The 23,255-nt window shown below is 49.5% G+C and carries 18 protein-coding genes; 7 read left to right on the top strand and 11 right to left on the bottom strand.

Annotation, left to right across the window (positions count from 1 at the left end; all coding sequences use genetic code 11):
• Positions 1-60 precede the first annotated feature (60 nt).
• Positions 61-2,772 (bottom strand): DNA mismatch repair protein MutS, encoded by a 2,712-nt coding sequence (gene mutS / locus P8P30_08915; GenBank protein ID MDG1287664.1) that lies wholly within the window; start codon positions 2,770-2,772, stop codon positions 61-63.
• Positions 2,773-2,820: 48 nt separating this feature from the next.
• Here mutS and P8P30_08910 point away from each other — a divergent pair, with 48 nt between their 5' ends.
• Both P8P30_08910 and P8P30_08905 read left to right on the top strand, forming a co-directional pair.
• On the top strand, positions 2,821-5,097 hold the full coding sequence (locus P8P30_08910; GenBank protein ID MDG1287663.1) for an NADP-dependent malic enzyme: 2,277 nt from the start codon (positions 2,821-2,823) through the stop codon (positions 5,095-5,097).
• A gap of 90 nt (positions 5,098-5,187) precedes the next feature.
• Entirely contained in the window at positions 5,188-7,506 is a 2,319-nt protein-coding gene (locus P8P30_08905) for a 3-hydroxyacyl-CoA dehydrogenase NAD-binding domain-containing protein (GenBank protein ID MDG1287662.1), read from the top strand.
• On the opposite strand, the gene P8P30_08900 is transcribed toward P8P30_08905, so the two are convergent.
• The 9 genes from P8P30_08900 to fliF are packed head-to-tail and all read right to left on the bottom strand — an operon-like array spanning position 7,503 to position 19,132.
• Positions 7,503-9,782 carry a hypothetical protein gene (locus P8P30_08900; protein MDG1287661.1) on the bottom strand — a complete coding sequence of 760 codons (2,280 nt, stop codon included), beginning with the start codon at positions 9,780-9,782 and terminating at the stop codon, positions 7,503-7,505. The genes P8P30_08905 and P8P30_08900 overlap by 4 nt on opposite strands.
• A 7-nt stretch (positions 9,783-9,789) precedes the next feature.
• Positions 9,790-10,557 carry a MinD/ParA family protein gene (locus P8P30_08895; protein MDG1287660.1) on the bottom strand — a complete coding sequence of 256 codons (768 nt, stop codon included), beginning with the start codon at positions 10,555-10,557 and terminating at the stop codon, positions 9,790-9,792.
• 9 nt (positions 10,558-10,566) lie between these two features.
• Entirely contained in the window at positions 10,567-11,577 is a 1,011-nt protein-coding gene (locus tag P8P30_08890) for a hypothetical protein (GenBank protein ID MDG1287659.1), read from the bottom strand.
• Complete coding sequence (flhA, locus tag P8P30_08885) at positions 11,574-13,679, bottom strand: flagellar biosynthesis protein FlhA (protein MDG1287658.1); 2,106 nt, start codon at positions 13,677-13,679, stop codon at positions 11,574-11,576. Before flhA ends, P8P30_08890 begins: the two co-directional genes overlap by 4 nt.
• Before the next feature lie 31 nt (positions 13,680-13,710).
• A complete protein-coding gene (locus tag P8P30_08880) occupies positions 13,711-15,114 on the bottom strand; it encodes a sigma-54 dependent transcriptional regulator (GenBank protein ID MDG1287657.1) in 1,404 nt (467 codons plus the stop codon).
• 4 nt (positions 15,115-15,118) lie between these two features.
• Positions 15,119-15,490, bottom strand: coding sequence for a flagellar motor switch protein FliN (gene fliN / locus P8P30_08875; GenBank protein ID MDG1287656.1), 372 nt, complete (start codon positions 15,488-15,490; stop codon positions 15,119-15,121).
• On the bottom strand, positions 15,483-16,364 hold the full coding sequence (locus P8P30_08870; protein ID MDG1287655.1) for a FliH/SctL family protein: 882 nt from the start codon (positions 16,362-16,364) through the stop codon (positions 15,483-15,485). Before P8P30_08870 ends, fliN begins: the two co-directional genes overlap by 8 nt.
• Before the next feature lie 21 nt (positions 16,365-16,385).
• Complete coding sequence (gene fliG / locus P8P30_08865; GenBank protein ID MDG1287654.1) at positions 16,386-17,402, bottom strand: flagellar motor switch protein FliG; 1,017 nt, start codon at positions 17,400-17,402, stop codon at positions 16,386-16,388.
• 29 nt (positions 17,403-17,431) lie between these two features.
• Complete coding sequence (fliF, locus tag P8P30_08860) at positions 17,432-19,132, bottom strand: flagellar basal-body MS-ring/collar protein FliF (GenBank protein MDG1287653.1); 1,701 nt, start codon at positions 19,130-19,132, stop codon at positions 17,432-17,434.
• A gap of 245 nt (positions 19,133-19,377) precedes the next feature.
• Between fliF and P8P30_08855 the strand changes: the two genes are divergently transcribed.
• The 5 genes from P8P30_08855 to cysQ all read left to right on the top strand — a co-directional run bounded on the left by P8P30_08855 (position 19,378) and on the right by cysQ (position 22,649).
• Positions 19,378-20,370 (top strand): homoserine kinase, encoded by a 993-nt coding sequence (locus tag P8P30_08855; GenBank protein MDG1287652.1) that lies wholly within the window; start codon positions 19,378-19,380, stop codon positions 20,368-20,370.
• Positions 20,367-20,813: a ribonuclease HI gene (rnhA, locus tag P8P30_08850; GenBank protein ID MDG1287651.1), complete on the top strand. Its 447-nt coding sequence runs from the start codon at positions 20,367-20,369 to the stop codon at positions 20,811-20,813. Before P8P30_08855 ends, rnhA begins: the two co-directional genes overlap by 4 nt.
• 49 nt (positions 20,814-20,862) lie before the next feature.
• Positions 20,863-21,219, top strand: a complete 357-nt coding sequence (gene hisI, locus P8P30_08845) for a phosphoribosyl-AMP cyclohydrolase (protein ID MDG1287650.1) — start codon at positions 20,863-20,865, stop codon at positions 21,217-21,219.
• Between the two features lie 81 nt (positions 21,220-21,300).
• Positions 21,301-21,870 carry a DUF4865 family protein gene (locus P8P30_08840; GenBank protein MDG1287649.1) on the top strand — a complete coding sequence of 190 codons (570 nt, stop codon included), beginning with the start codon at positions 21,301-21,303 and terminating at the stop codon, positions 21,868-21,870.
• Entirely contained in the window at positions 21,867-22,649 is a 783-nt protein-coding gene (gene cysQ / locus P8P30_08835) for a 3'(2'),5'-bisphosphate nucleotidase CysQ (GenBank protein ID MDG1287648.1), read from the top strand. Before P8P30_08840 ends, cysQ begins: the two co-directional genes overlap by 4 nt.
• Positions 22,650-23,150: 501 nt before the next feature.
• Here cysQ and P8P30_08830 read toward each other — a convergent pair.
• Positions 23,151-23,255 (bottom strand): IS1595 family transposase (locus tag P8P30_08830; GenBank protein MDG1287647.1); only part of this gene is annotated, 105 nt, incomplete at its 5' end.

The following is a 23,255-nucleotide window of genomic DNA, read 5'->3' as shown; positions in this document are numbered from 1 at the left end:
TATATGATTTTTAGCGCCCAAAGGTAAACATAACTTAACTATTTGGGCGTTATGATCTTGCTATGAATTGTCGGTTAAAAGCGTTTGTAGGGCATAAAGTGCTTCATGTGCCTGTTTTGGCGTCATTTCATCAGGGTCAAGGCTTTCAAGTTTTTCGAGGGCCGGGTTAACCTTTTTGACGTTTTGAGCGGGCGTCATGGGTGCAGAAAACAGCGGTAATGCTGTTGGAGCAGAATGCTTTTCCTGTTCGAGCTGTTGCAATAAGCCCTCAGCACGGGTCAGTACGCTATCAGGAAGGCCGGCGAGGCGGGCGACATGGATACCGTAAGAACGCCCTCCGGCACCGGCGGCGACTTCATGCAAAAAGATCACATCGCCCTTCCATTCGCGTACTTTCATGTAATGGCAGGAAAGTTGCGGCAAGGTGCTGTCTAACTCGGTTAACTCGTGGTAATGGGTGGCAAATAATCCGCGGCATTTCGTGTTATCATGCAAATGTTCGACCACGGCCCAGGCGAGCGATAATCCATCATAAGTCGCAGTTCCGCGACCAATTTCATCCAAAATGACGAGGGAGTTTTCTGTCGCTTGATTCAGAATCGTGGCGGTTTCGACCATTTCAACCATGAAAGTGGAGCGGCCACGTGCCAAATCATCCGCCGCGCCCACGCGCGAGAAGAGGCGGTCAACTATGCCAATAGTCGCCTGTTTCGCCGGAATAAAACTGCCTATTTGTGCCATGATAGCAATGAGTGCATTTTGACGTAAAAAGGTGGATTTACCTGCCATATTGGGACCCGTTAAAAGCCATAATTTCTGGGTGTCTGACAAGTCGCAATCATTGCCGATAAATGTATAGGATTCTTTTTGCAGGAACTGTTCAACAACGGGATGACGACCTTGCTCAATCCTAAAATCATTGCCGTGAGTGAGAGTGGGGCGATTATATTCCTGTTCGACGGAGAGTTGCGCCAATCCGCACGCAACATCTAATCCTGCGAGGCCACGTGCCGTAATGGCGAGCGAGTCGGATTGATCTATCACCTCATTAATTAATGTATCGAATATTTCGAGCTCTAATTTAACGGCCTTATCGGCTGCTTCGGATAATTTATGTTCGAGCTCGGCGAGTTCTTTGCTGGAATATCGCAGAGCATTTTTCATCGTCTGACGGTGAATAAAAGTTTCCGTCATTTTGCTTTCATGGGTCGGCGTAATTTCGACAAAATAACCGAGCACATTATTGAATTTAATTTTTAAGGTGGTGATGCCTGTTTCGTCTGCATAACGTTGTTGGAGTGCGGCCATCAGGCGTTTGCTTTCATCACGCAATACACGAAATTCATCCAAGGTGGCGTGGTAACCTTTGGCAATAAATCCGCCATCGCGTGCTAGCATTGGAACCTCTAGTTGGAGGGCTCGATTTAATTTCTGCCGCAAATCATCATGCGGATTTAATCCGTCTGAGATTTGATTTAATAGGGGTTCATTTAAGGTATTCCCCGCTAGGAATATTTCGCGTAACTTTAAGATACCGTCGAGCGTGCTACGGACCATTAATAAATCACGCGGGCCACCGCGTCCGAGACAAATTCGCGACAAGGCGCGTTCTAAATCGGGGCATGTTTTTAAAACGTCGCGAATATTATTTCGAAGCTCGCGTTGGTCTAAAAATAATTGCACATAATCGAGCCGTTTATTAAGGGCAGAAACATCGGTAAGTGGGGTTGCAATACGCTCCGATAATAAACGCCCTCCACCCGCCGTAATAGTACGGTCAATAGCGCTTAGGAGGCTTCCCTTGCGCCCGCCAGATAGGGCGTGAGTCAGCTCTAAATTCCGACGTGTTGCAGGGTCAATGGCCATCCATTCATTACGCGCAATTTGTCGAGGTTTTTCCAAGCGTGGCAGGGTGCCTTTTTGTGTTAAATCGACATAATTTAATAAGGCCGCCGCCGCGCTCAAGTCACTACGTGATAATTCGCCGAGGCTGTCTAAAGCTTCCAATTTAAATGTCGATTTTAGTCGTTCACTTCCGCGTTCGGAATTAAATAAATTATCGGGCTGTAATGTAATGGCGGTACCGTCTAATTCGAGAGGGAACTCCAAGCCAAAACTTTCCGGTAATAATATTTCGCGTGGAGAAATACAGGCGATCATTTCTTCGACCTTGGCGCCACTCTCTAATTTCTGCAAACCGAACTGCCCGCTGGATAAATCGACCCAACCGAGGGTTCTCTCACCTGCAGCGATGCCCAGTGCGGCCAAGTAATTACTGCTGCGCGCGTCCAGTAAGCGATCTTCCGTGATGGTGCCAGGGGTGACGACGCGGACGACGTCGCGGTGGACGACGGCTTTATATCCGCGGGCTGCTTTGGCCGTGGCTGGATCTTCCATCTGTTCGCAAATGGCGACTTTGACGCCGCTAGTGATCAGTTTTTCCAAATAGGTTTCGTGGCTATGTGCGGGAACGCCGCACATGGCGACTTCTTGTTCGCCATGTTTGCCGCGTTTGGTCAGTGCAATATCGAGTATTTTTGCGGCGGTCACAGCATCGTCAAAGAAGAGTTCGTAAAAGTCACCCATACGGTAAAAGAGCAGGCAATCTGGATGATCAAATTTCAGCTGAAAATATTGCTGCATGGCCGGAGTCGCGATGGCGATGTCACGTTCTAGTTTGGCGAGTTTATCATGCTGCGTTGCAGCATGAGTTTTACTTGCTTTTGAGGGTATATCTACCCTATCTAAAGTTGCAGCATTAGCGGCATTCATATTTGACCGACCTTACCCTCTTAATTTTTACGAAAGACTAGACGACCCATGGCGCAGGATAAAGATAAAAACATCAAAGAAGAAGCACTCGCATTTCACTGTGAAGGCAAACCCGGTAAGATTGAGATTACGCCGACCAAACCTTTGATGACTCAACGTGACCTCTCATTAGCCTATTCACCCGGCGTAGCAGCACCCTGTGAAGAGATCGCCCGCGACCCAGACCTCGCGTATAAATATACGTCAAAAGGTAACATGGTAGCGGTGATTTCTAATGGTACGGCTGTTTTGGGATTAGGAAATCTTGGCGCATTGGCATCAAAGCCGGTGATGGAAGGTAAGTCCGTTTTATTCAAACGTTTTGCTGATATTGATTCGGTCGATATTGAAGTGGATACGGCCGATGTCGATGAATTCGTCAATTGTGTGAAATATCTCGGCCCAAGCTGGGGTGGCATTAACCTCGAAGATATCGCGGCACCAGAATGTTTCATCATTGAGCAGAAGCTTAAAGAGGTGATGGATATTCCGGTTTTCCATGATGACCAACATGGTACAGCGATTATTTGCGCCGCAGGTTTGATTAATGCAGCAGAAGTAGCGGGCAAGAAATTGGAAGAATTAACCGTTGTCGTCAACGGTGCAGGTTCTGCCGGTATTGCATGTTTGGAATTGATCAAACGTATGGGCGTGCCGCATAATCAGGTCATTCTATGTGATCGCGACGGGGTGGTTTATCAAGGCCGTACCAAGTCGATGAATCAATGGAAATCGGCGCATGCGATTAAAACAGATAAGCGCACGCTGCTCGATGCCTTTACCGGTGCCAATGTATTTCTCGGCCTTTCAGCGCCAGGTGTGGTGAGTCAAGAAATGGTGAAAGCCATGGCGCCCAACCCAGTGATTTTTGCCATGGCAAATCCAATTCCTGAGATTATGCCGGAAGAAGTGGCTGAAGCGCGCTCTGATGCGATTGTGGGTACTGGTCGCTCAGATTACCCGAATCAAGTTAATAACGTGATGGGCTTCCCTTACATTTTCCGTGGTGCGCTCGATGTCAATGCGCGTGAAATTAACGAGGAAATGAAAATCGCGGCAGCGAATGCACTTGCGCAGCTCGCCCGTGAAGATGTGCCCGAAGAAGTACTTTCTGCCTATCAGGGTAAGAAGCTCGAATTTGGTAAAAACTATATTATTCCAACGCCATTTGACCCGCGCCTTATTACGACGATTCCGGTCGCGGTGGCCCAAGCGGCAATGGATTCTGGTGTGGCGCGTCGTCCGATTACGGATATGGAAGACTATATTAAGGTGCTGGCCGGTCGTCGTGATCGTAGCGCCAACAGTCTCACGCGCATTTTCGATAAAGTGAAGAAAAGTCCGAAAACGATTATTTTTGCCGAAGGTGAAGATGAAAATGTCATCCGTGCGGCACTACAATGGCGTGATAGCGGCTTCGGAAAATGTATCCTCGTCGGACGTTCTGATAAAATGGAACAAGCGTTCCAACGTCTAGGCGTTGAAAATCGTCAAGGACTTGAGATTGCCAATGCGGCCATCAGCAAACATAATGATGAATATATCGATTACCTTTATAATAAGTTACAGCGTCAAGGCTTCCTCAAGCGCGATGTGACCCGGATGGTGAAGAATGATCGCAACACCTTTGCTTCATGTATTTTGGCATTGGGCCATGGTGATGCGATGGTGACGGGGCGTACGCGTAATGCGACAGTATGTCTCAACCAAATCCGGAATGTGATTGATACGAAAGCCGAAGAAACCCTCTTCGGCATGTCGATGATGCTGACACATGATCGTACTGTGTTTATCGCCGATACTGTGGTCAATGAATTGCCTAATGCAGTCGAAATGGCCGATATTGCCGTCTCTGCGGCGAAAAAAGTGCGTGAAATGGGGCATGAGCCGCGTGTGGCTTTCCTTGCTTACTCGAACTTTGGCAATCCGATGCGTGCACGCGCTGAACATATCCGCGAAGCCGTGAAAATTCTGGATGAACGCGGCGATGCTGATTTTGAATATGAAGGTGAGCTTACGGCTGATGTGGCACTGAATGAAGAAATGCGCGCACTTTATCCGTTTAGTCGCCTGACCAAACCGGCCAATATTTTGATTATGCCGGGCCTACATAGCGCGCATATCAGCACGAAGATGCTGCAACAACTCGGTGATGGTGTGATGATCGGCCCGATCCTTTCCGGCCTAGAAAACCCCGTACAAATCGTACAAATGAGCAGCAATGTTGGCCAAATCATGAATCTAGCCGCCGTAGCTGCCTCTGATGCAATCGGCGAGCAGAAATAGGGCTTAATTACGGTCGAAAACATATTATCCGTTTCATTCTTTTTTAACTCTCTTTAGATATAAGTGAGTAAAGAAATTACGGGGCGGTTTATGACAGAGATTAAAAAAGCAGCGGTTTTAGGTTCAGGCGTGATGGGAAGCGGCATTGCCGCACATCTTGCGAGTGCAGGGGTCGAAGTGCTCTTGCTGGATATTGTGCCGAAAGAAGGAGACCGTAATTCGCTTGCGACAAGCGCGATTGAGAAGCTTAAAAAGGCGAAACCTGCGCTTATTACTCACCCTAAGAAATTAAAGAACATCACGCCGGGTAACCTCGATGATGATCTAGAGAAGCTGCGGGACTGCGATTGGATTATCGAAGTCGTGCTCGAGCGCCTCGATATTAAACATCAAGTTTACCAGAAAATTGCGCCTTACCGCCGCGCTGATGCGATTGTTTCGTCTAATACCTCGACCATTCCGCTGCACTCGCTGGTCGAGCCAATGGATGAAGGGTTCAAAAAACACTTTATGGTGACTCACTTCTTCAACCCCGTGCGCTATATGCGTTTGTTGGAGATTGTTCAGGGCACCGATACCGATGCAGCCGCTGTTGCACGCATCAAGAAATTCGCGCATGAAAACCTCGGTAAGGGCTATGTGTTCTGTCACGATACGCCAGGCTTTATCGCCAACCGTATCGGCGTATTTTGGCTGACGCTTGGCCTGTTGGAAGCAATGGAGCAGGGCGTTTCCGTAGAAGTGGCCGATGCGGTGATGAGCCGTCCAGTTGGTATTCCCAAAACCGGAGTGTTCGGCCTATTCGATCTAATTGGGATTGATTTGATGCCGCTGATTGCGAAAGAACTCAAAGATGCCCTTCCGGATTCCGATGCTTTCTGTCAGCTTTACAAAGCGCCAGAACTCGTCACAAAAATGATCGAAGATGGCTATACAGGGCGCAAAGGCCTGGGCGGATTCTATCGTTTGAACAAGCAAGATGGCAAACGCGTCAAAGAATCGATCGACCTGAAAACCGGCGAATATGCGACATCCGTTAAGCCGAAGCTCGCATCTGTTAATGCGGCTAAAGGTGGCTTGCGGAATCTCGTTGAACATGAAGATGAAGGCGGTGCTTATGCGCGCGCGGTATTGATGCCGATGCTGCATTACTCTGCCAGCTTGTTAGGCGAGATTGCCGATGATATTCCAGCGATCGATCGCGCGATGCGTTGGGGCTATAACTGGAAATACGGGCCATTCGAGTTGATCGACAAGCTAGGTACCGAGTTTTTTGCGCAATGGTGTGCCGATAATAATATGTCCGTGCCAGCAATTATCGAAAAAGCAGCGGGTCGTCCTCTTTATGAAGGTGATGCGGCGCTAGGCCTCGACGGTGAATATAAAGGTATTCCTAAACCGGCAGGCGTATTGCTTCTATCCGATGCAACGCGCGGTAAAACGCCGGTCAAAAAGAATGGTTCATGCCAACTTTGGGATATTGGTGATGGCGTATTGCAGCTCGATTATACTTCGAAAATGAATTCGATGGATCCGGATATTCTATCCATGATGCAGCAGTCGGTTGATATTGTGAAAGATGGCTTTAAAGGCCTTGTGATTGGCGGTGGCGAAGGCACAAACTTCTCCGTTGGTGCGAATCTGGGCTTCTTCCTATTTGCCGCAAACACGGCAAGTTGGAGCTTATTATCCGATGTCGTCCGTCAAGGGCAAGATGCCGTGATGGGCTTGAAACATGCACCGTTCCCCGTCGTAGGCGCAGCTCATGGCTTCGCGTTCGGTGGCGGTTGCGAAACCTTGCTGCATTGCGATGCAGTACAAGCGCATGTTGAAACCTATACCGGTCTCGTCGAAGTTGGTGTTGGCGTAATTCCGGGCTGGGGGGGCTGTAAAGAACTTCTGTTCCGCGCCTTTAACAGTGAGAAAAAAGGCATATTCGGCGGTGCAATGCCTGCAACGAAAACGGTATTTGAAACGATCGCTCTGGCCAAAGTTAGCGAATCGGCGGAACTTGCTAAAGATTTGAATATCCTCAACGAGAAATCACGCATTACGATGAACCGTGATCGTTTGTTATTCGATGCCAAGAATTTGGTGCTAGAATTGGCAGAAGGTTATACTCCGCCAGAGGCAGCTACCATTAAGTTGGCGGGTAAATCAGGCCGCATAGCGCTCGATATGGCTGTCAAAGGTATGGCAGCGTTGGGCAAAGTGACGCCGCATGATCAAACGGTTGTCGGGTACTTAACGCATGTCGTGACGGGCGGAGATTATGACTCAACGCGCGAACTAACCGAGCAAGATTTACTCGACTTAGAACACGAACATTTCATGCAACTAGTGAAGTTAAAGCCAACGCTAGATCGTATCGAACATATGCTAGAAAATAATAAGCCGCTTCGGAATTAGGCCATTACATCTGGTGCGTCGGCCAGGATATCTCGCATCGGTAGCACGGGGAACGGATTCGTTACTTGAAAACTAATGCCGCCTTTAAAGCCGGTTAGTTCGGATGAGCTTTGGTAAATATCGCGGATATTTTGGCGGTCCGCATCACCCAGTGTATTGCGCGAACGGATGATCAGGTCAAAATTCACGGCTTTGGCGCGCTTGCGCACTAAGCCATCAAATTGCATCGGGCCCATTTTGGTGAGCTCGACTTCCATAATAAAACGCGTGCCACCCCCTTCAGCGGATTCTGCGCCTTGGGGCTCTTTCTTTAGAAACATACGGGCTTGCTGCCAGTTTGTACCATCATGCACTGGCACAAATGCTGCTTGCCAATTGGGGCTTGGTGAATCGGTAAAAAATTGACGCAGCGTGCCAAACTCAGTTGTGAGCTTTCGGATTAAATCGCCGCGATTACTTTGCTCTAATATTTTAATCGTATCATCGCCGAGCCATTTCCCAACATCACCACCGCGCAACGCACTTAGGAAAAATAACATCGAACTGGCCATTTTTGCGCCAGGTTTTGGGATTACATTTTCCAATACTTGCGCGGCGATAGCAGGTTGCACTTGCGCGAGGAGCTCGACCGTTTCTTGCAGGCTTCGCCAATTCATCGAAAGTTCACTTAAGGGCGCCGGCGTACTGCTAATTTGTGCCGCAATTGCTTGCCCGAGTGTTTGGGGTGCGTTGATGCTCTGTAATTGCAGCGTAAGAGTCGTGCCCACTGGCAAGTTGGCCTGTCCGCCAGAGCCAGAAGGAATGCTGACTTTAATTGCTCCTAATGCTGTTTTGACGACCGTATCACCGGATTGTTCTTGCCCGATAACGGTGGCGGTGAGCTGCCCTTGTGCCAATTGTGCTGCTACCGGTATCGCCGCGGGAACTGTCACCGCAGCGGTGGTTGGAGCAATAGAAGCAGCCGGCGTCGCTGTCGCTGCAGGTGAGGCGGGAGCCGCTGCGCCTGAGGTGGCGGCAGGCACGCTAGTTGCTTGAGCATTCGTTGTGGTTGTTGGTGTCGCTACTTGTGTCGATGTCGCCTGAGTCTGTAGCGCCACTTGTGCCGTTGCTGCAGGCGTAGGAGCTGCTGTTGGGGTGGCGGTCGCTGCCGCCCCTGTTTGATTCGGCGTTGCGCTGGCCGCAGTTTGTGCGGGAGTGGTCGTCGTTGTTGCCGTCGCTACAGGAGCCGTTGTACTTGTAGCAGCCGTCGCCGTTGGCGCTGCGGTTGAGGTGGTAGGAGTAGCCGTTGTTGTTGGAGCAGCGGCAGCCGGTACGGTTGTCGCTGGACTACTGGTCGCAGAGGCTGTTGCTGTTGTTGTTGCGACGGTTGCTTGGGTCGCTGGTGTGGGGTTACCAAGAAGGGCTGCATTCGGTGTGGCTGCTGCAGGCAGGGCGGTGGTTTGCACGGATGCAGCATTATTGGGTGTCACTGCCGTCGGTATTGTCGGTGTCGCAGTGGTGATGGCTGGGCTACCAGAGGTGGCTGCATTTGCAGGGAGAGTGGCTGTTGCTAGAGTCGCTGTTGTAGCAGCGGTGGTTGGTGTGGTAGCTGTGGCCGCCGCGGCAGCGGGTGTGCTGGTCGTCGTTGGTTGTGGCAGTTGAATCGTTTCTGGAACTAACTTTACGGTGAGCGTCACGCCGGCTTCTAACCGCTGAATGGGAAGGGAAATAGACGTAGGAAGTTGTTGCAGCACTTGCGGTAAATTATCGGAACGTGAAAGTAAAACGCCGCGTAATGTCAGCGCCTCTGTTGGTATTCTTACCTCAGTGGAGGCGGGAACTAAGCGTGCCGCTGCGGTTTGTGCTTGGCTCGATTGTGCTGCGGTTGTTCCCGGTTTTACAATGTTTGATTGTTTGCCAGTTTGTACAATATCGTCAACATGCGTGCTTTGTCCGCGCGGCTGTGCCGACTTACTGGAGAATTCTTGCGGGGTGGCTCCGTTAATCGAAAGGATCTTCGCTTTGATGCCTTGGGTTGCGGTGGTGAGGCGAAGCGACACTTCACTTCCGAGTTTAATGGGAAGTTCGGTTTGCAACGACACATCGCCCTTGGCGGTTGAGAGAACGGCATTCCCACGGCCATCAATTTGCGCAATATTTCCCCGAAGCACCGTACCAGCAGGAAGGGCGATAATGCCCGGCGGAACCTGTGTTGCACTGCCCGCCCCCGGGTTAGCGCTCACCCCTTTTAGCAGCGCCGAATTGTTACTTACCGTGGGTGGGATGATGGTAGGCATGGACTCCTCAAGCGTTCTGCATTTTATTTTGCATGAGTTTGACGGAGATGGCAGCGACATCGGTTGCGGCCGTCGATTGCGGAGATTTCTTCAACATCGGGCTTTGGCTACGGATCGCATCGCGCACTTTATTATCTTTGCGGATAATACCAAGTAGCTCAGGCTTATAATTGAGGAAATTCTGGCAGGCGTTTAAGATAGCGCCGTAGATCTTTTCGCCTTCTTTGCGGGTCGATGCTTGGTTGATGACGACTTGAATCTGTGCCGTATTATCTTGTTGAAGGCAAAGCTTGATGAAAGCATAGGCATCAGTGAGTGAGGTTGGTTCGTCCGTTAAAACGACCACGACACGATCGGCCAATGCGGCCAGGTAGCGGACGTTTTTCTCAATCCCTGCGCCCAAATCCATAATGATATGGTCATAATCATTGGAGATATCTTGCAGCTGATCATTTAGGTTTCGCAGCGCACTATCTGGCAAATTAGCCATATCACCTGAACCAGAACGACCGGGAATAATATCAAACCCTCCTTCTTCATACGGGTAGGCAATATCGCGTAGGTGCTTGCCTTTGGTAAAAATATCACTCAAATCTTTGGTCGGTGCGACGCCGAGTTGGACGTCAATATTAGCGAGACCGACATCACCATCGAGTAAGCAAGCACGGCGACCGGCGCGCGCGAATAAATGCGTGAGCGTAATGCTGAGCCACGTTTTACCTACGCCCCCCTTACCGGAGGCGACTGCGATAATATTATTCTTTTTCGTCGTCATGTGATGTCCTTAACGTTGCGTTCGATATTGCATGAGTAAATTACTGAGTGTCTTGGTGCCGAGCGGGCCATATTCACCCACGACTCGGTCTGAGCTGCTATAGTTGCAGAAAGCATAATCGCCGACATGCGCCGCACTTAAGGCACCCCCAAAACGGCGTGAAATATCGCAGCGTGTCATGAGTAGGCGTTTTGCATTGCTGACTTCAAACGCTTTGCCGATATCTGCGGCTTCGGCAGCATCAATGCCGGCGGGCATGGTAAGCACGGGCTCTACATTAGGCATGTTGAGGAAGGGGCGAAGCTCTTTGAGGTCGTTCGCATTATAGGGGTTACAGCCAAAGCTATCGATTAATACGATTTGTTCCCGCGGTTGTGCTGCGAGAATCTCGCGTAAATCATCGCCGGTTTCCGCCACTTCTAAATCGATATTGAGGATATCGGTGAAGGCGCGGAATTGCTCAATACCACCGGCACGTTTCGTATCGAAGGTAACGGTAGTGATTGGGTGTTTTTCCATACTTAATTGTGCGGCAATTTTTGCCAATGTCGTGGTTTTCCCCGCACCCGTTGGCCCAATCAACATAAGGCGAAATCCAGCACGGCTCACCGGAAGCGGAAGGAAACGGAAGTGAGCCTCTAGCGTCTTAGCGAGTAGTTTGGTGAGCGCCTCATCCCCGCCATGCGGTTCAAAATCTAGCATGCGGGCGGTATTTAAAAGCTCGGCCTGTAGCTCTGATGGGATGGAATGATATTCCATCACTTTTTCCAAAGCACCCAGGATTGAATTGCTCCGTGCGAGGGTAATCTCGGGATCTGGAATGGCCGTATTCGCCGCTTGCCGCGTGGGTGCTTCTTCCACAATATGCACTTCATCTTGATCAATCGCGGCGGTGACAGACACGCGCTTGCTGCTCTCATCGCGCGTGGTGGAAATAATCACCGCAGAATCGCCCAGCTCCTCGCGGATTTGCTGCATCGCTGTTTGCATATCGGAAGCATGGAACGTACGTAATCTCATAATTGACCTAAGGTTTTAATACTGGCTTTGGTGTGGATTTCATTTTGCGACATCACCACCGTAGAGGGGCGGAAACGTTCGACAATAGAGCGCACATAAGGGCGGATTGTCGGGCTGGTTAGCAGTACAGGGCTTTGGCCTTGCATCGCGAACTGATCGAACTTTGTGCGAACGGAGGTGATGAAATCTTGAATTTTACTGGGCGCCATGCTCAGCGTGCGTTCTTCGCCTTGGCCAACGAGGCTTCCTGTGAATTCTTGTTCCCACGTTGGCGAAAGGGCAAGCAGCGGAATATAGCCTTCTTCAGACGTGTAAGTATGGCTGATTTGGCGAGCAAGGCGGGCGCGCACATGTTCGGAAATCATGGTCACATTTTGCGTGATACGTCCCGCTTCTGCGATGGATTCGATAATGGTCGGTAGATCGCGAATCGAGACTTGCTCGCTTAAGAGATTCTGCAACACACGCTGAACCGCACTCACCGAAATCACCGCCGGAATAATATCGGCGATTAGCTTCTGTTCGCCGGTTGGTAAGTCATCTAGCAGCTTTTGTGTTTCAGAATAAGACAGCAAATCGGCCATATTATCTTTCACCATCTCGGTTAGATGGGTGGTGACAACCGTTGGCGGGTCAACCACCGTATAGTTGCGGAACAGTGCTTCTTCGCGATGGCTCTCTGCTACCCACATGGCCGGTAAGCCGAAAGTCGGCTCCGTTGTTTCTTCGCCGGGCAAGCTAATTTTACCGCCGCTTGGATCCATCACCAATAGCATATCTGGACGGATTGAGCCGCGTGCACATTCAATTTCTTTGACCTTCACCACATAGCTATTGGCCGGTAGTTGCATATTATCCTGAATACGAACGGGTGGAATAATAAAGCCAGATTCGCGCGCCATTTGTTTACGCAATGCTTTGATTTGCTCCGTCAGGCGATGGCCTTTCGTGTAATTGATTAGCGGCAATAAACCATAACCCAGTTCCAAACGAAGTGAATCAATTTGCAAGCTATCTGCCATATTCTCTTCGGGCGCGGCGGCTTGTACTTCACCATCTTTGCCGATCACTTGTGTCAGGCCATCTGCTGCGGCACCTGCACCGACTAACTCATCTGTTTCTGCAGGGTTTTTCCACATATACCATGCCGCATAACCGAGCACAGAAGAAAGAAGGAAGAAGGGAATGAACGGAATGCCCGGCATTAATGCGAGCAAGAAAAGCAAGCCACTGGTAAGGCCGAGCGCGGAAGGGAAACGGCCTAATTGTGCGAGTACGGCTTTATCGGCGGAGCCTGCGACACCGGCTTTTGTCACCAACATACCGGCGGCAGTCGAAACGATTAGCGCAGGGATTTGGCTCACCAAACCATCACCAATCGTCAGGATCGTATAAGTGTTGAGTGACTCGCCAAATGCGAGGTCATTTTGCGCCACACCAATTAAGATACCCGCGATTAGGTTGATGAAGGTAATGAGCAAACCCGCAATCGCATCACCGCGTACGAACTTACTCGCACCATCCATCGCACCAAAGAAAGTAGATTCATCTTCGAGTTCTTTACGGCGGGTTTTGGCCTCATGTTCTTCGATCAGACCAGCAGATAAATCCGCATCGATCGCCATCTGCTTACCGGGCATTGCATCCAAGCTGAAACGCGCGGAAACTTCGGCAATACGGCCCGAACCTTTGGTGATAACGATGAAGTTAATGATGGTGAGAATTCCAAAAATGATCACACCAATAATGATGGAACCTTGCATGACAAAGCCGCCAAAGGCCTCAATCACTCCGCCAGCAGCACCGCTGCCTTCATGCCCTCTAGAGAGAATCAGCCTTGTCGAGGCGATGTTTAGTGACAGCCGCAACATAGTGGCAATCAGCAAAATGGTTGGGAAGGAATTGAGATGTAGTGGTTTATCGACGAACAGAACCGTCATCAAAATAAGCACAGAAAGAGTGATCGAGACGCCCAGTAGCAGGTCAAGCGCTTGCGGCGGAATCGGTAGCATCAAGACAACGAGAATACCGATAATCCCTATCGCGAAGAAAATATCGCTGCGGCCACCTACCGTTTTGGCGTGGCCTTTAAAGATGCTCATGCGTGTGGGGTTATTTGCCACCTAAATCGACCTAAACGGTTCCTGTGCCCGGTGCGGAAGGAATCTCTGAACCCTGATCGCCATATTGCTTGAGCTTATTGCGCAAGGTGCGAATCGAAATACCGAGAATATTGGCGGCATGCGTACGATTGCCGAGGCAATAATCCAGCGTATCAAGAATCAGTTCTTTCTCAACACTGGCAACGGTACGCCCCACTTGATCATTCGGGCGAGTGTCGTCACTACTTGTAGACATATCGTTTTCCTCCTCTTGAGTTTCGGGTGCGGCTTGTGTTGGGGCAGGGGCTTCAACCGGTGCAGGGGGGCGCAGGCTGGTGGAAAGTAAAATCGCCTCCGCACCAATCTCAGGCCCTTGGGCCATCAGTACGGCGCGATGCATGGTATTTTCCAGCTCACGCACATTACCCGGCCAGTGATATTCAGCCATTTTCTCGAAGGCCGCATCATTCAAAGGACGTGGATCCATGCCATTAGCATGTGCATATTTCTCGGCAAAGAATTTGCCCAATAGCGGCACATCTTCTTTACGTTCACGTAAACTCGGAATCTCCAAATTAATGACATTCAGGCGGAAGAAAAGATCTTCGCGGAAGTCGCCTTTGCGCACCGCTTCTTGCAAATCGCGGTTAGAGGTTGCAAGGATTCGGATATTGACTTTGACGGGTTTTGTACCACCAACCCGGTCGATCTCACGCTCTTGAATCGCACGTAGGAGCTTGGCTTGCAAGCGCACATCCATCTCTGAAATTTCATCCAGTAGCAGTGTTCCGCCATCGGCTTCTTCAAATTTACCGACACGACGGCTGACGGCGCCCGTAAAGGCACCTTTTTCATGGCCAAACAATTCAGATTCTAAAAGATTCTCAGGAATGGCCGCGCAATTAACCGAAATAAACGGCTTATCTCTGCGCTTGCTGCCCGCTTGCACATAGCGTGCGATCACTTCTTTACCGGTTCCCGATTCGCCCGTAATCAGTACAGAGGCCTCTGACGGCGCGATTTGATCAGCCATGCCAAGTAAGACTTTCATGCTATCCGCTTGATGGATGACGGTATGGCTTTGCTCGGTGATGGCTTCCATGACGGCGGCGATCAATTCAGCATCCGGTGGTAGCGGGATATATTCTTTCGCGCCGGATTTAATCGCTGCAACGGCTGCGTCTTTATCATTATCGACACCACAAGCCACCACTGTGACGATGATACGTTCGGATTTGAGGCTGGTGACAAGGCTCGCAATATGACCATGATTCTTCGCTTCAATCATGATGAGGTCAGCGCCTTTTCCGTCGCGTAAATCTTCAAGTGCCGCGTGATGATCTGGTACTTGGTTTACGGTCGCCCCACGCCCACGAGCGATACGGGTCGCTTCGCCAATTTGTCCGCCTAAATCTCCGATAATCAATAGTCGCATAGGTCTAATCCGCTTTCATAATTTCCGTCATGGTCACACCGATGCGGTCTTCTACTACGACGATTTCGCCGCGTGCCACCAAGCGGTTATTGACCAAAATATCGATCGGTTCGCCTACTTTACGATCCAACTCAACCACGGCACCGCGCCCAAGTTTGAGCAGTTGGTGTACCTGCATGGTCGTTTTGCCGAGTACGACCGAAATATTAACCGGTACGTCGTAAACTGCTTCTAGCGATAGGTTCGTATCATCGCGAGGTGTGCTTGCGCCAAAGGCGGCTGCCATTTCACCGGTATTTCCAGTGGGCATTGCGCTAGGCTTTTCGGCCAGTACTTCTGCGGGTATCTCCGTACCCATATCCATTTCATCACTCATGGTCTTCTCCCTTAATCTCATTGGTCGTCGGTGGTGTTTCGGTTAGTGGCTCACTTTCTGGAGTTGCAGAAGGTGAGTTGATAATGGTTCTTACCGGTGCATTTGCGTGCACTTGCGGTGGTGTCTCGGTTACTATCTCAGCGGATGGGGTTGCCGTGATAGGCTGCGGTGCGGAGGTTTGAGTTTCTAACGTTGCTTCAACAGAGACCTCTGCTTCGAGCGTGCTGGTTGTGGTAAAGTGGCGGCTGATAATGCCTTCAACTTCGCTCCATAGGTTTGCGGTATCGCGCATGGCCTGGCCATGTTTCCAGTTCAGCGTGCAGTCGTTTAGCGTGAGGCTCTCATCTGCATTTACGGTGACCGTGTTTGGTAATTTACCTTGCAGTAACGGCGCGATTTCTGGATGCACATTTGCGGTGATTTCCGGTGAGTCGAAGAGACCGTTTAGGCACTCATCAATCATCTCTGCAATATCGCTGATCGGGTCTTTTCGCAAGGCCTCGCCCGCTAGTTTTTCGGCACAGGTAATAACGAGTTTCCCAAGTTCCACCTGACGCTTTGAAAGTGTTTGGCTATAGTCACTTTGCAGCTTCCCAATTTTCTCATTCACTTGGCCGACAATGCCATTCAGAACTTCTAGATGCTGCTGATTTTGGTGTTCTGCATCGCGCACGCCTTCTTTTTTGCCCGCTAGGAATCCATCATCGTAAGCGTGTTGTTTGGCTGCCTCGAGTTCCTCTTGGCTAAAAGTTGGAATGATTATTTCTTCTGCCGCTTCTTCTTCTGGCCCATTCAAACCATCGGCAATAATAGCCGATGAGGTGGCCGTTTCATCGCCACCAAAAGGTTCAAATGTGAAGGGAGTAATTTTCATCGTTTTGTCCTGTTTCCTATCCTAATAAACCAGTTGATCGTCAGCACCGCCATCAGCAATGATGATTTCACCTTTAGCAGCGAGGTCTTTTGCTTGCATCACGATGTACATTTGATTCTCATCCACATCTTTCAAGCGAACTGGGCCAGCGCCTTCCATTTCCTCTTTGAGGATTTTCACGGCACGTTCACTCATATTACCAAAGAAGAGGTCTTTAATTTCATCCGAGGCGCCTTTGAGCGCGATCGACAATTTATCTTTATCAATGCCACGCAAGAGTGCTTGGATACCGCTTCCGTCGATCTTGATGAGATCTTCGAACGTGAACATAAGCGCGCGAATACGTTCTGCTGCATCTTCATCGCGGCCTTCAAGGTCGCCCATGAATTTAGTTTCCGTATTCCGGTCGAAATTATTGAAGATTTCGGCCATCATCTCATGGCTATCACGGCGTTGCGTTTTCGCGAGGTTACTCATGAATTCGACGCGTAGCGTTTTCTCAATACCATCGAGCACTTCTTTTTTCACGGCTTCCATACTCAACATACGAGTGATGACATCCATTGCCAAATCTTCAGGCAGCTCGGTCAGCACCTTAGCGGCATGATCGGGGCGAATTTTAGACAGTACCAGTGAGATAGTTTGCGGGTACTCGTTCTTGAGGTAAGTGGCGAGTACTTCTTCGCTGACATTGCCAAGCTTCTCCCAAGTGTTCCGACCGGCAGGACCGCGAATATCATCCATAATGGCATCGACACGGTCTTTACCAAGAGCTTTTTGCAGTAGGCGTTCGGTGCTATCGAGGTTACCCGAAATTCCGCCCGTTGCATTAAGCTGGTCTGCAAATTCCATGAAGAGTTTCTCGACGACTTCAGAGGGCACAGGACCTAAGCTTGTCATGGTGCTAGAGATTTCCTTAATCTCATCATCTTCCATCAAAGAAAATAGCTTGCCGGCATTATCTTCGCCCATCGCCATCATCATAATCGCGGTTTTTTCTAAGCCAGTATACTTAGTAACATCTTTTGGATTCGCCATAATTATCTCTTATTACTTTCCAGTTTACCTTAATCGTCCGTGCCTTGAATCCATTGACGTAGAATAGTCAACGCTTCGTCAGGGTGTTGATCGACAATTTCGTTAATTTTGCGGAAGCTTGCTGACTTGATACGACCTTGTACGCGATCAACATTAATCAGATCATCATCATCATCTTCTTCGAAGCGCTGGTCAGTGAGCTGACCCGCTAAGGTTGGAGCACCCAGTGCGGCTTTCTCAGCGGCTTCAAGTTCAGGATCGATGCGAGTGGCTTCAATCGCACGGGTCACAAGTGGTTTAATGATCATCAAGATTGCCATCATTGCCACGAGACCGATCACGAGTGTTTGAACAATGCCTTGCAGTTCATCACGCAACCAACCGAGAGGCTCTTCCGGTGCTTCTAGTTCTTCAGGGCTATCAAACGGCATGTTGATGACTTCGACGGTATCGCCGCGACTTGCATCAAACCCGATAGCAGATTTTACCAACTGCGCCATTTGCGTGAGAGCGGCTTCGTTACGTGGAGAGTAAACGGTTTCGCCTTCTTCATTAAGCGCGTAAGTGCCATCGACCAAGACTGCAACAGATAGGCGATTAATCGTGCCTGTCTCTGTGATATGGTTTTTCACTTCTTTCGAAATCTCAAAATTCGTCGTCGCGTCAGAGCGATCTAAGCTACGGCTTTCGAGTATGCCTGCTTCGCCTGCATTAGCGTCAGGTAAGTTATTGCCGACCGTTACATTTTCTTTGAGGTCTTTCTCCGTGCTTCGCTCCGTCTCGCTGCTTTCTTGGATAGAGCGTGCGACCTGGCTTTCAGGGTCAAAGGTTTCAGATTTTACCACAATACGGTCAAAATCGATATCCGCAGTGACTTCTGCACGAACCTTGCTCGCACCGACAGAGCTGGCAAGTAGCTCTTCAATGGTGCGGCGCATGCGTTTCTCGTAATTGATGCGATATTCATCGGCATCTGAAGAGAAAGCATCTTCTTCTTCACCATCTGCGAGCCCACGTGCGAGGAGGCGACCTTTGCTATCAACGATCGTAATTTTTGCAGATTTTAAGCCTGGGACCGCCGTCGCCACCAAATGGCGTATCGCACCGATTTCCGATTTGCTGAGTTCGCTGCTTCCACGAAGGTCGAGTGCGACTGAGGCGGTTGGTTCGCGGCGATCACGGGTGAAAAGCTCACGCTTGGGCACCACTAAGTGAACACGGGCAGAATCAACGCCTTTAAACGAGCCAATCGTGCGCGAGAGTTCGCCTTCTAGTGCACGTAGCATGTTGACGTTTAAAACAAAGTTGGAGGTTCCCATCGCGTCTGTTTGGTCGAAAATCTCGTAACCGACGACGGAGCCGGTGCCGGGCAATCCTTCTTGCGCGAGCGCCATACGTAAGCGTAATACGTCATTTGCAGGGACCATGATTTGGCTGCCATTGGCGCGGAGTTCATATTTCACACCGCGTTTTTCGAGCTCAGCAACCACTTCGCCACTATCTTCGATCGGTAGATTGGTAAAAATGGGAGACATAGTAGACGAGCCCATGCTTACGGAAAGGAAGATGAAGAAACCAATTAGTACAATCGCAACGCCAGCCATAAAAGCGAGGCGCATAGGGCCAAGCGCCTGCAAAGACCGGATAACGCTACTATCAGAAACGCTGCTGGTGGCGCCTCCAGCATCTTCGTTATCAACTTCTGCGGTGGTAGCTAAAGCGTCAGCCATATTGGTTACTCCCCTGTCTTCTCTTATTTTTACCGCATAAGTGTTAAGAAAGTCTTAACGATAGGAACTTTTTTCCTAGCAGAAAAATTTATTATTATTTTTCAATAACATGAAAATATATTACTTTCACCTATCTCACCAGAAACAAACCAGTAAATCCAGTTTAAATTTTATTTTCATGAATTATGTGTGACATATAGGCAATATTTGCCGATAAGACATTGATTCATCTTAATGCTAGCTTTTTGGATAGAGTCACGGCACAAGAAGGCATGGCCGTTTACACCCATTTAGAGGATTCGCAGATAGAGGAGCTCCTGAACGATTATACGTTAGGGGAATTCGTTTCTGCGCAGGCGATCGTTGAGGGAATTGATAATAGCAATTACCTGCTAAAGACGACCCAAAATACCTTTATCCTCACGCTTTATGAAAGCCGGATTCCGGCAGAAGATCTGCCTTTTTACCTGCATTTAATGTCCTACATGAAGGATCAGGGGGTTGAATGCCCGCGCACTCAAATGCGCAAAGATGGTGAGTTATTGAGTCAGGTGCAGGGGCGCTCCGTCTCTATTACGAGCTTTCTTGAAGGGCGCGGTCTCACAGAAATTCAACCCAAACATTTGGCGGAACTGGGCGAGTTTGTGGCGAAGATGCATGTGGCGACCCAAGGTTTCGACCGCACTTTGCGCAATAACTTGGCACCGAACCGACTTGCCTCGCTATTTGATCAGGTCAAAGGCCATCTAGGTGCGCTAGCGCCGAATCTAGTCAATCATATTTCGGATGAATTAGGGCAGATGCAAAGCTGGCCAACGCTAGATTTACCGCGCGGTGTGGTGCATGCAGATATTTTCCCCGACAATGTCTTTTTCATAGGTGATAGACTGACCGGCATTATTGATTTTTATTTCGCGTGCGAAGACTATCTCGCTTACGATCTTGCGGTGACTTTCAATGCGTGGTGTTTTGACGGAATCGATAATGCAGAATTTAACCGTGCCAAAGCGCAGCAGCTCATTTCCGCTTATCATAAGGTGCGCCCTTTAAGTGATGCGGAGTTGGATGCACTTTCTTTTCTGGCAAAGAGTGCCTCTATTCGTTGCTTGTTAACGCGCTCGCGCGATTGGTTCTTCCAGATAGATGGCGCGGTGGTTAAACCTCACGACCCGATGGAATATGTCAAGAAATGGAAGTTCCATTGCCAAGAGAAAAGTTTTAGAGAGTATATCCTATGAAGCAGGTGAAAATTTATACGGATGGTGCATGCAGCGGAAATCCGGGACCGGGAGGCTGGGGTGCCGTGCTGATTTACGGCGACCACGAAAAGGATATTTCCGGCGGTGAGCTAGATACTACCAATAACCGGATGGAGATGATGGCCGTCATCGAAGGCGCGCGCGCCTTAAAAGACCCCTGCGAGTTGTCGATCTATACCGACAGTACGTATGTGATGAAAGGGATCATGGAGTGGCTGAAGGGCTGGAAAGCCAGAGGTTGGAAAACCGCTGCCAAGAAGCCCGTCAAAAATAAAGATCTCTGGCTGGAACTAGAGGAAGCACTTTCTCCCCATAAAGTTGACTGGAACTGGGTTAAAGGCCATTCAGGCGATGAATATAATGAGCGTGCCGACCAGCTGGCTTATGTCGAATCACAAGCGCTGAAAGAGGGCGCTAGTTAAACCGTCAGCCCAGTTTATCCGGGTAATGACGAGGAGTGTAAAATAGTTTATGTCTAAGCTTATGAATCTGAAATTCAACGAACAAGGCCTCATTCCCGCCATCGCTCAACAGCATGATACGGGCGAAGTATTGATGCTGGCTTGGATGAACCAAGAGTCGATCGATAAAACGCTAGAAACGGGTGAAGTGCATTATTTCTCACGTTCGCGTCAAGAACTTTGGCACAAGGGCGCGACCTCGGGTCATCTGCAAAAGTTGATCAGCTTGCGCTTTGATTGCGATAAGGATGCAATATTATTGCGGGTCGATCAAACCGGACCAGCTTGTCATACTAATCGTAAAAGTTGTTTTTATCATGAAGTTCAACAAGAGAATGTAACAATTCTTTCCAAACCACAGGAATAGTTTGTTCTACTGCCGAATAAACTTGAAAAGTAGGTAAAAGCTGGCGTAACTTCACTGCTTCGAACCTAAAAATGAGAGCTTATGTTAGCACTGCAATATTCGATCCATCTACCCCATGATACGGATGACTCTGTCATTGAAGATCGTGTGGCTCAACGTGCTCCTGTTTTTGAAGAGCTGGATGATATGGTGCATAAAGCATTTCTCTATAACCGCGATGATAAGCTCTATGCTCCTTTCTATGTGTGGAAGAATCTACCCGGCGCGCGCGATTTTTTATTTGATGAATTATTTCAAGGCTTTGTAAAAGAATTCCGTCGTCCGCGCATGCGTAGTTGGATTGTGCTGCATCAATCTGGCGGGGAGCTGCCTTTGCAACCAAGCTTCGCACGCTGCGAAAGTGATCTCGTGCCGGCTGAAGAGAGTCTCGAAGATCTAATTGAGAACCAGCGCTTGAAGCAGCAAGAAATACTGAAAGATCCGAATCTTTATTATCATTTAACGGCGCTTAATCCAGATCGTTGGGAATTGATGCATTATTCGTTATGGAAGGATGCCGCCAGTGCGCCACGCCCCGAATCGGATTGTGTGCAAGATTTTGAAGTACTGCATTTGAACGAGCCAGGTCGCCATAATAGCGAAGCCGCGTGAGCCTGTCTCCGCAAGCCCAAACCGTCGCCGCGCAGTTAGATGCGTTGGTTGAGATTTGTGAAAAAGCGCATCAGGTCATCCTGCCTTATTGGCGAACGGAGCTGGAAATTGAATCAAAAGATGATAATTCCCCGGTCACCAAAGCCGATAAAGCTGCCAATGAGGTCATCGAAAAAGCGCTGTTAGCATTATTCCCCGATATCCCGGTAGTATCTGAAGAAGGTACGCAAGAGGCATTAGCCCAAGATGCGATCTATTGGCTGGTCGATCCGGTGGATGGAACAAAAAGCTTTATCGCAGGCTTAGATGAGTTCACGGTCAATATTGCCCTGATTGAACAGAACAAACCGGTGATCGGTATCCTTGGCGTGCCGGCGCAGAAGAAAATCTACAAAGCGGTGGCAGGCCAAGCCGCATGGAAGCGCCATGAAGGCGAAGAATGGCAAAAAATTGAAAGAGCTGAGCGCCCGGAAGATGGATTGCGTGTTGTCACCAGCCGTTCGCATCGCTCACCCAAACTCACCCAATGGTTGGATGATAATGGGGTGAAAGTAAAAGAACATATCGGCGCCGGTAGCGCGCTTAAGTTTGGCCTCGTTGCCGAAGGGTTAGCCGATCTATATGTGCGCATCGGGCCCACTATGGAATGGGATACGGCTGCCGGTCATTGCCTTGTTGAGGCCGCAGGCGGCATCATGACCGACCTTGAAGGTCAGCCGTTTCTGTACGGAAAAGAAGGTTATTTAAATGGTGGGTTTATCGTGCGCGGCGTGCGCTAGAAGTAATTAAGGGTGCGCCACCGGCACACCCTTAATTATAAATTCATACCACCTGAAGTATATCGCACGTTCGGTTTGTGCATGTTGCACAAGATCCGGGCGCCCAGCTTCTCCACGGTTGTAGTGTGCCAAGGCGCGCACCATTTCTGCGGTAGTAGGCTGCGAAATCGAACGTATCCTTCGCATCCTGACTTAAGGGGCGGAACGAATGCACTTCGTTTTCTTCCAGCAAAGTCGCTGGAGTATACGCCGGGATGCGGGATTTCGCATTGGGGCCTAACCTCCTGTGAGGTTGGTTTCCAATGATGTCATACCGTTGTATGAGCACTTCGTTGCTTAGTAAAACAGTTCCGCTTAATCCGCCATGGTCGTGCACTGGGCACTCCGCAGCATTCTGGAATCGGTTGAAAATTAACCGATAGCGAGCAGTCAATAATATTTCGATTTCGATTAACGGCGTGCTTTGCGGGCGTGGGCCAATTAAATCAAAGGGGCTGACACCTAATAATATTCTTTGAGCAACTTTTTCAGGTCTGCCAGTAAGTCACTTGGTGTGCCCATATTAAACCTCCACTCACATTCTTTCAAGAACAGATTAAAATGCTC

The organism is Rickettsiales bacterium, assembly GCA_029252805.1.
Classification (GTDB): Bacteria; Pseudomonadota; Alphaproteobacteria; order Rickettsiales; family JALZUV01; genus JALZUV01.
The sequence above is the reverse complement of the archived record's forward strand: the minus strand, read 5'-3'. Positions and strand labels throughout refer to the sequence as shown.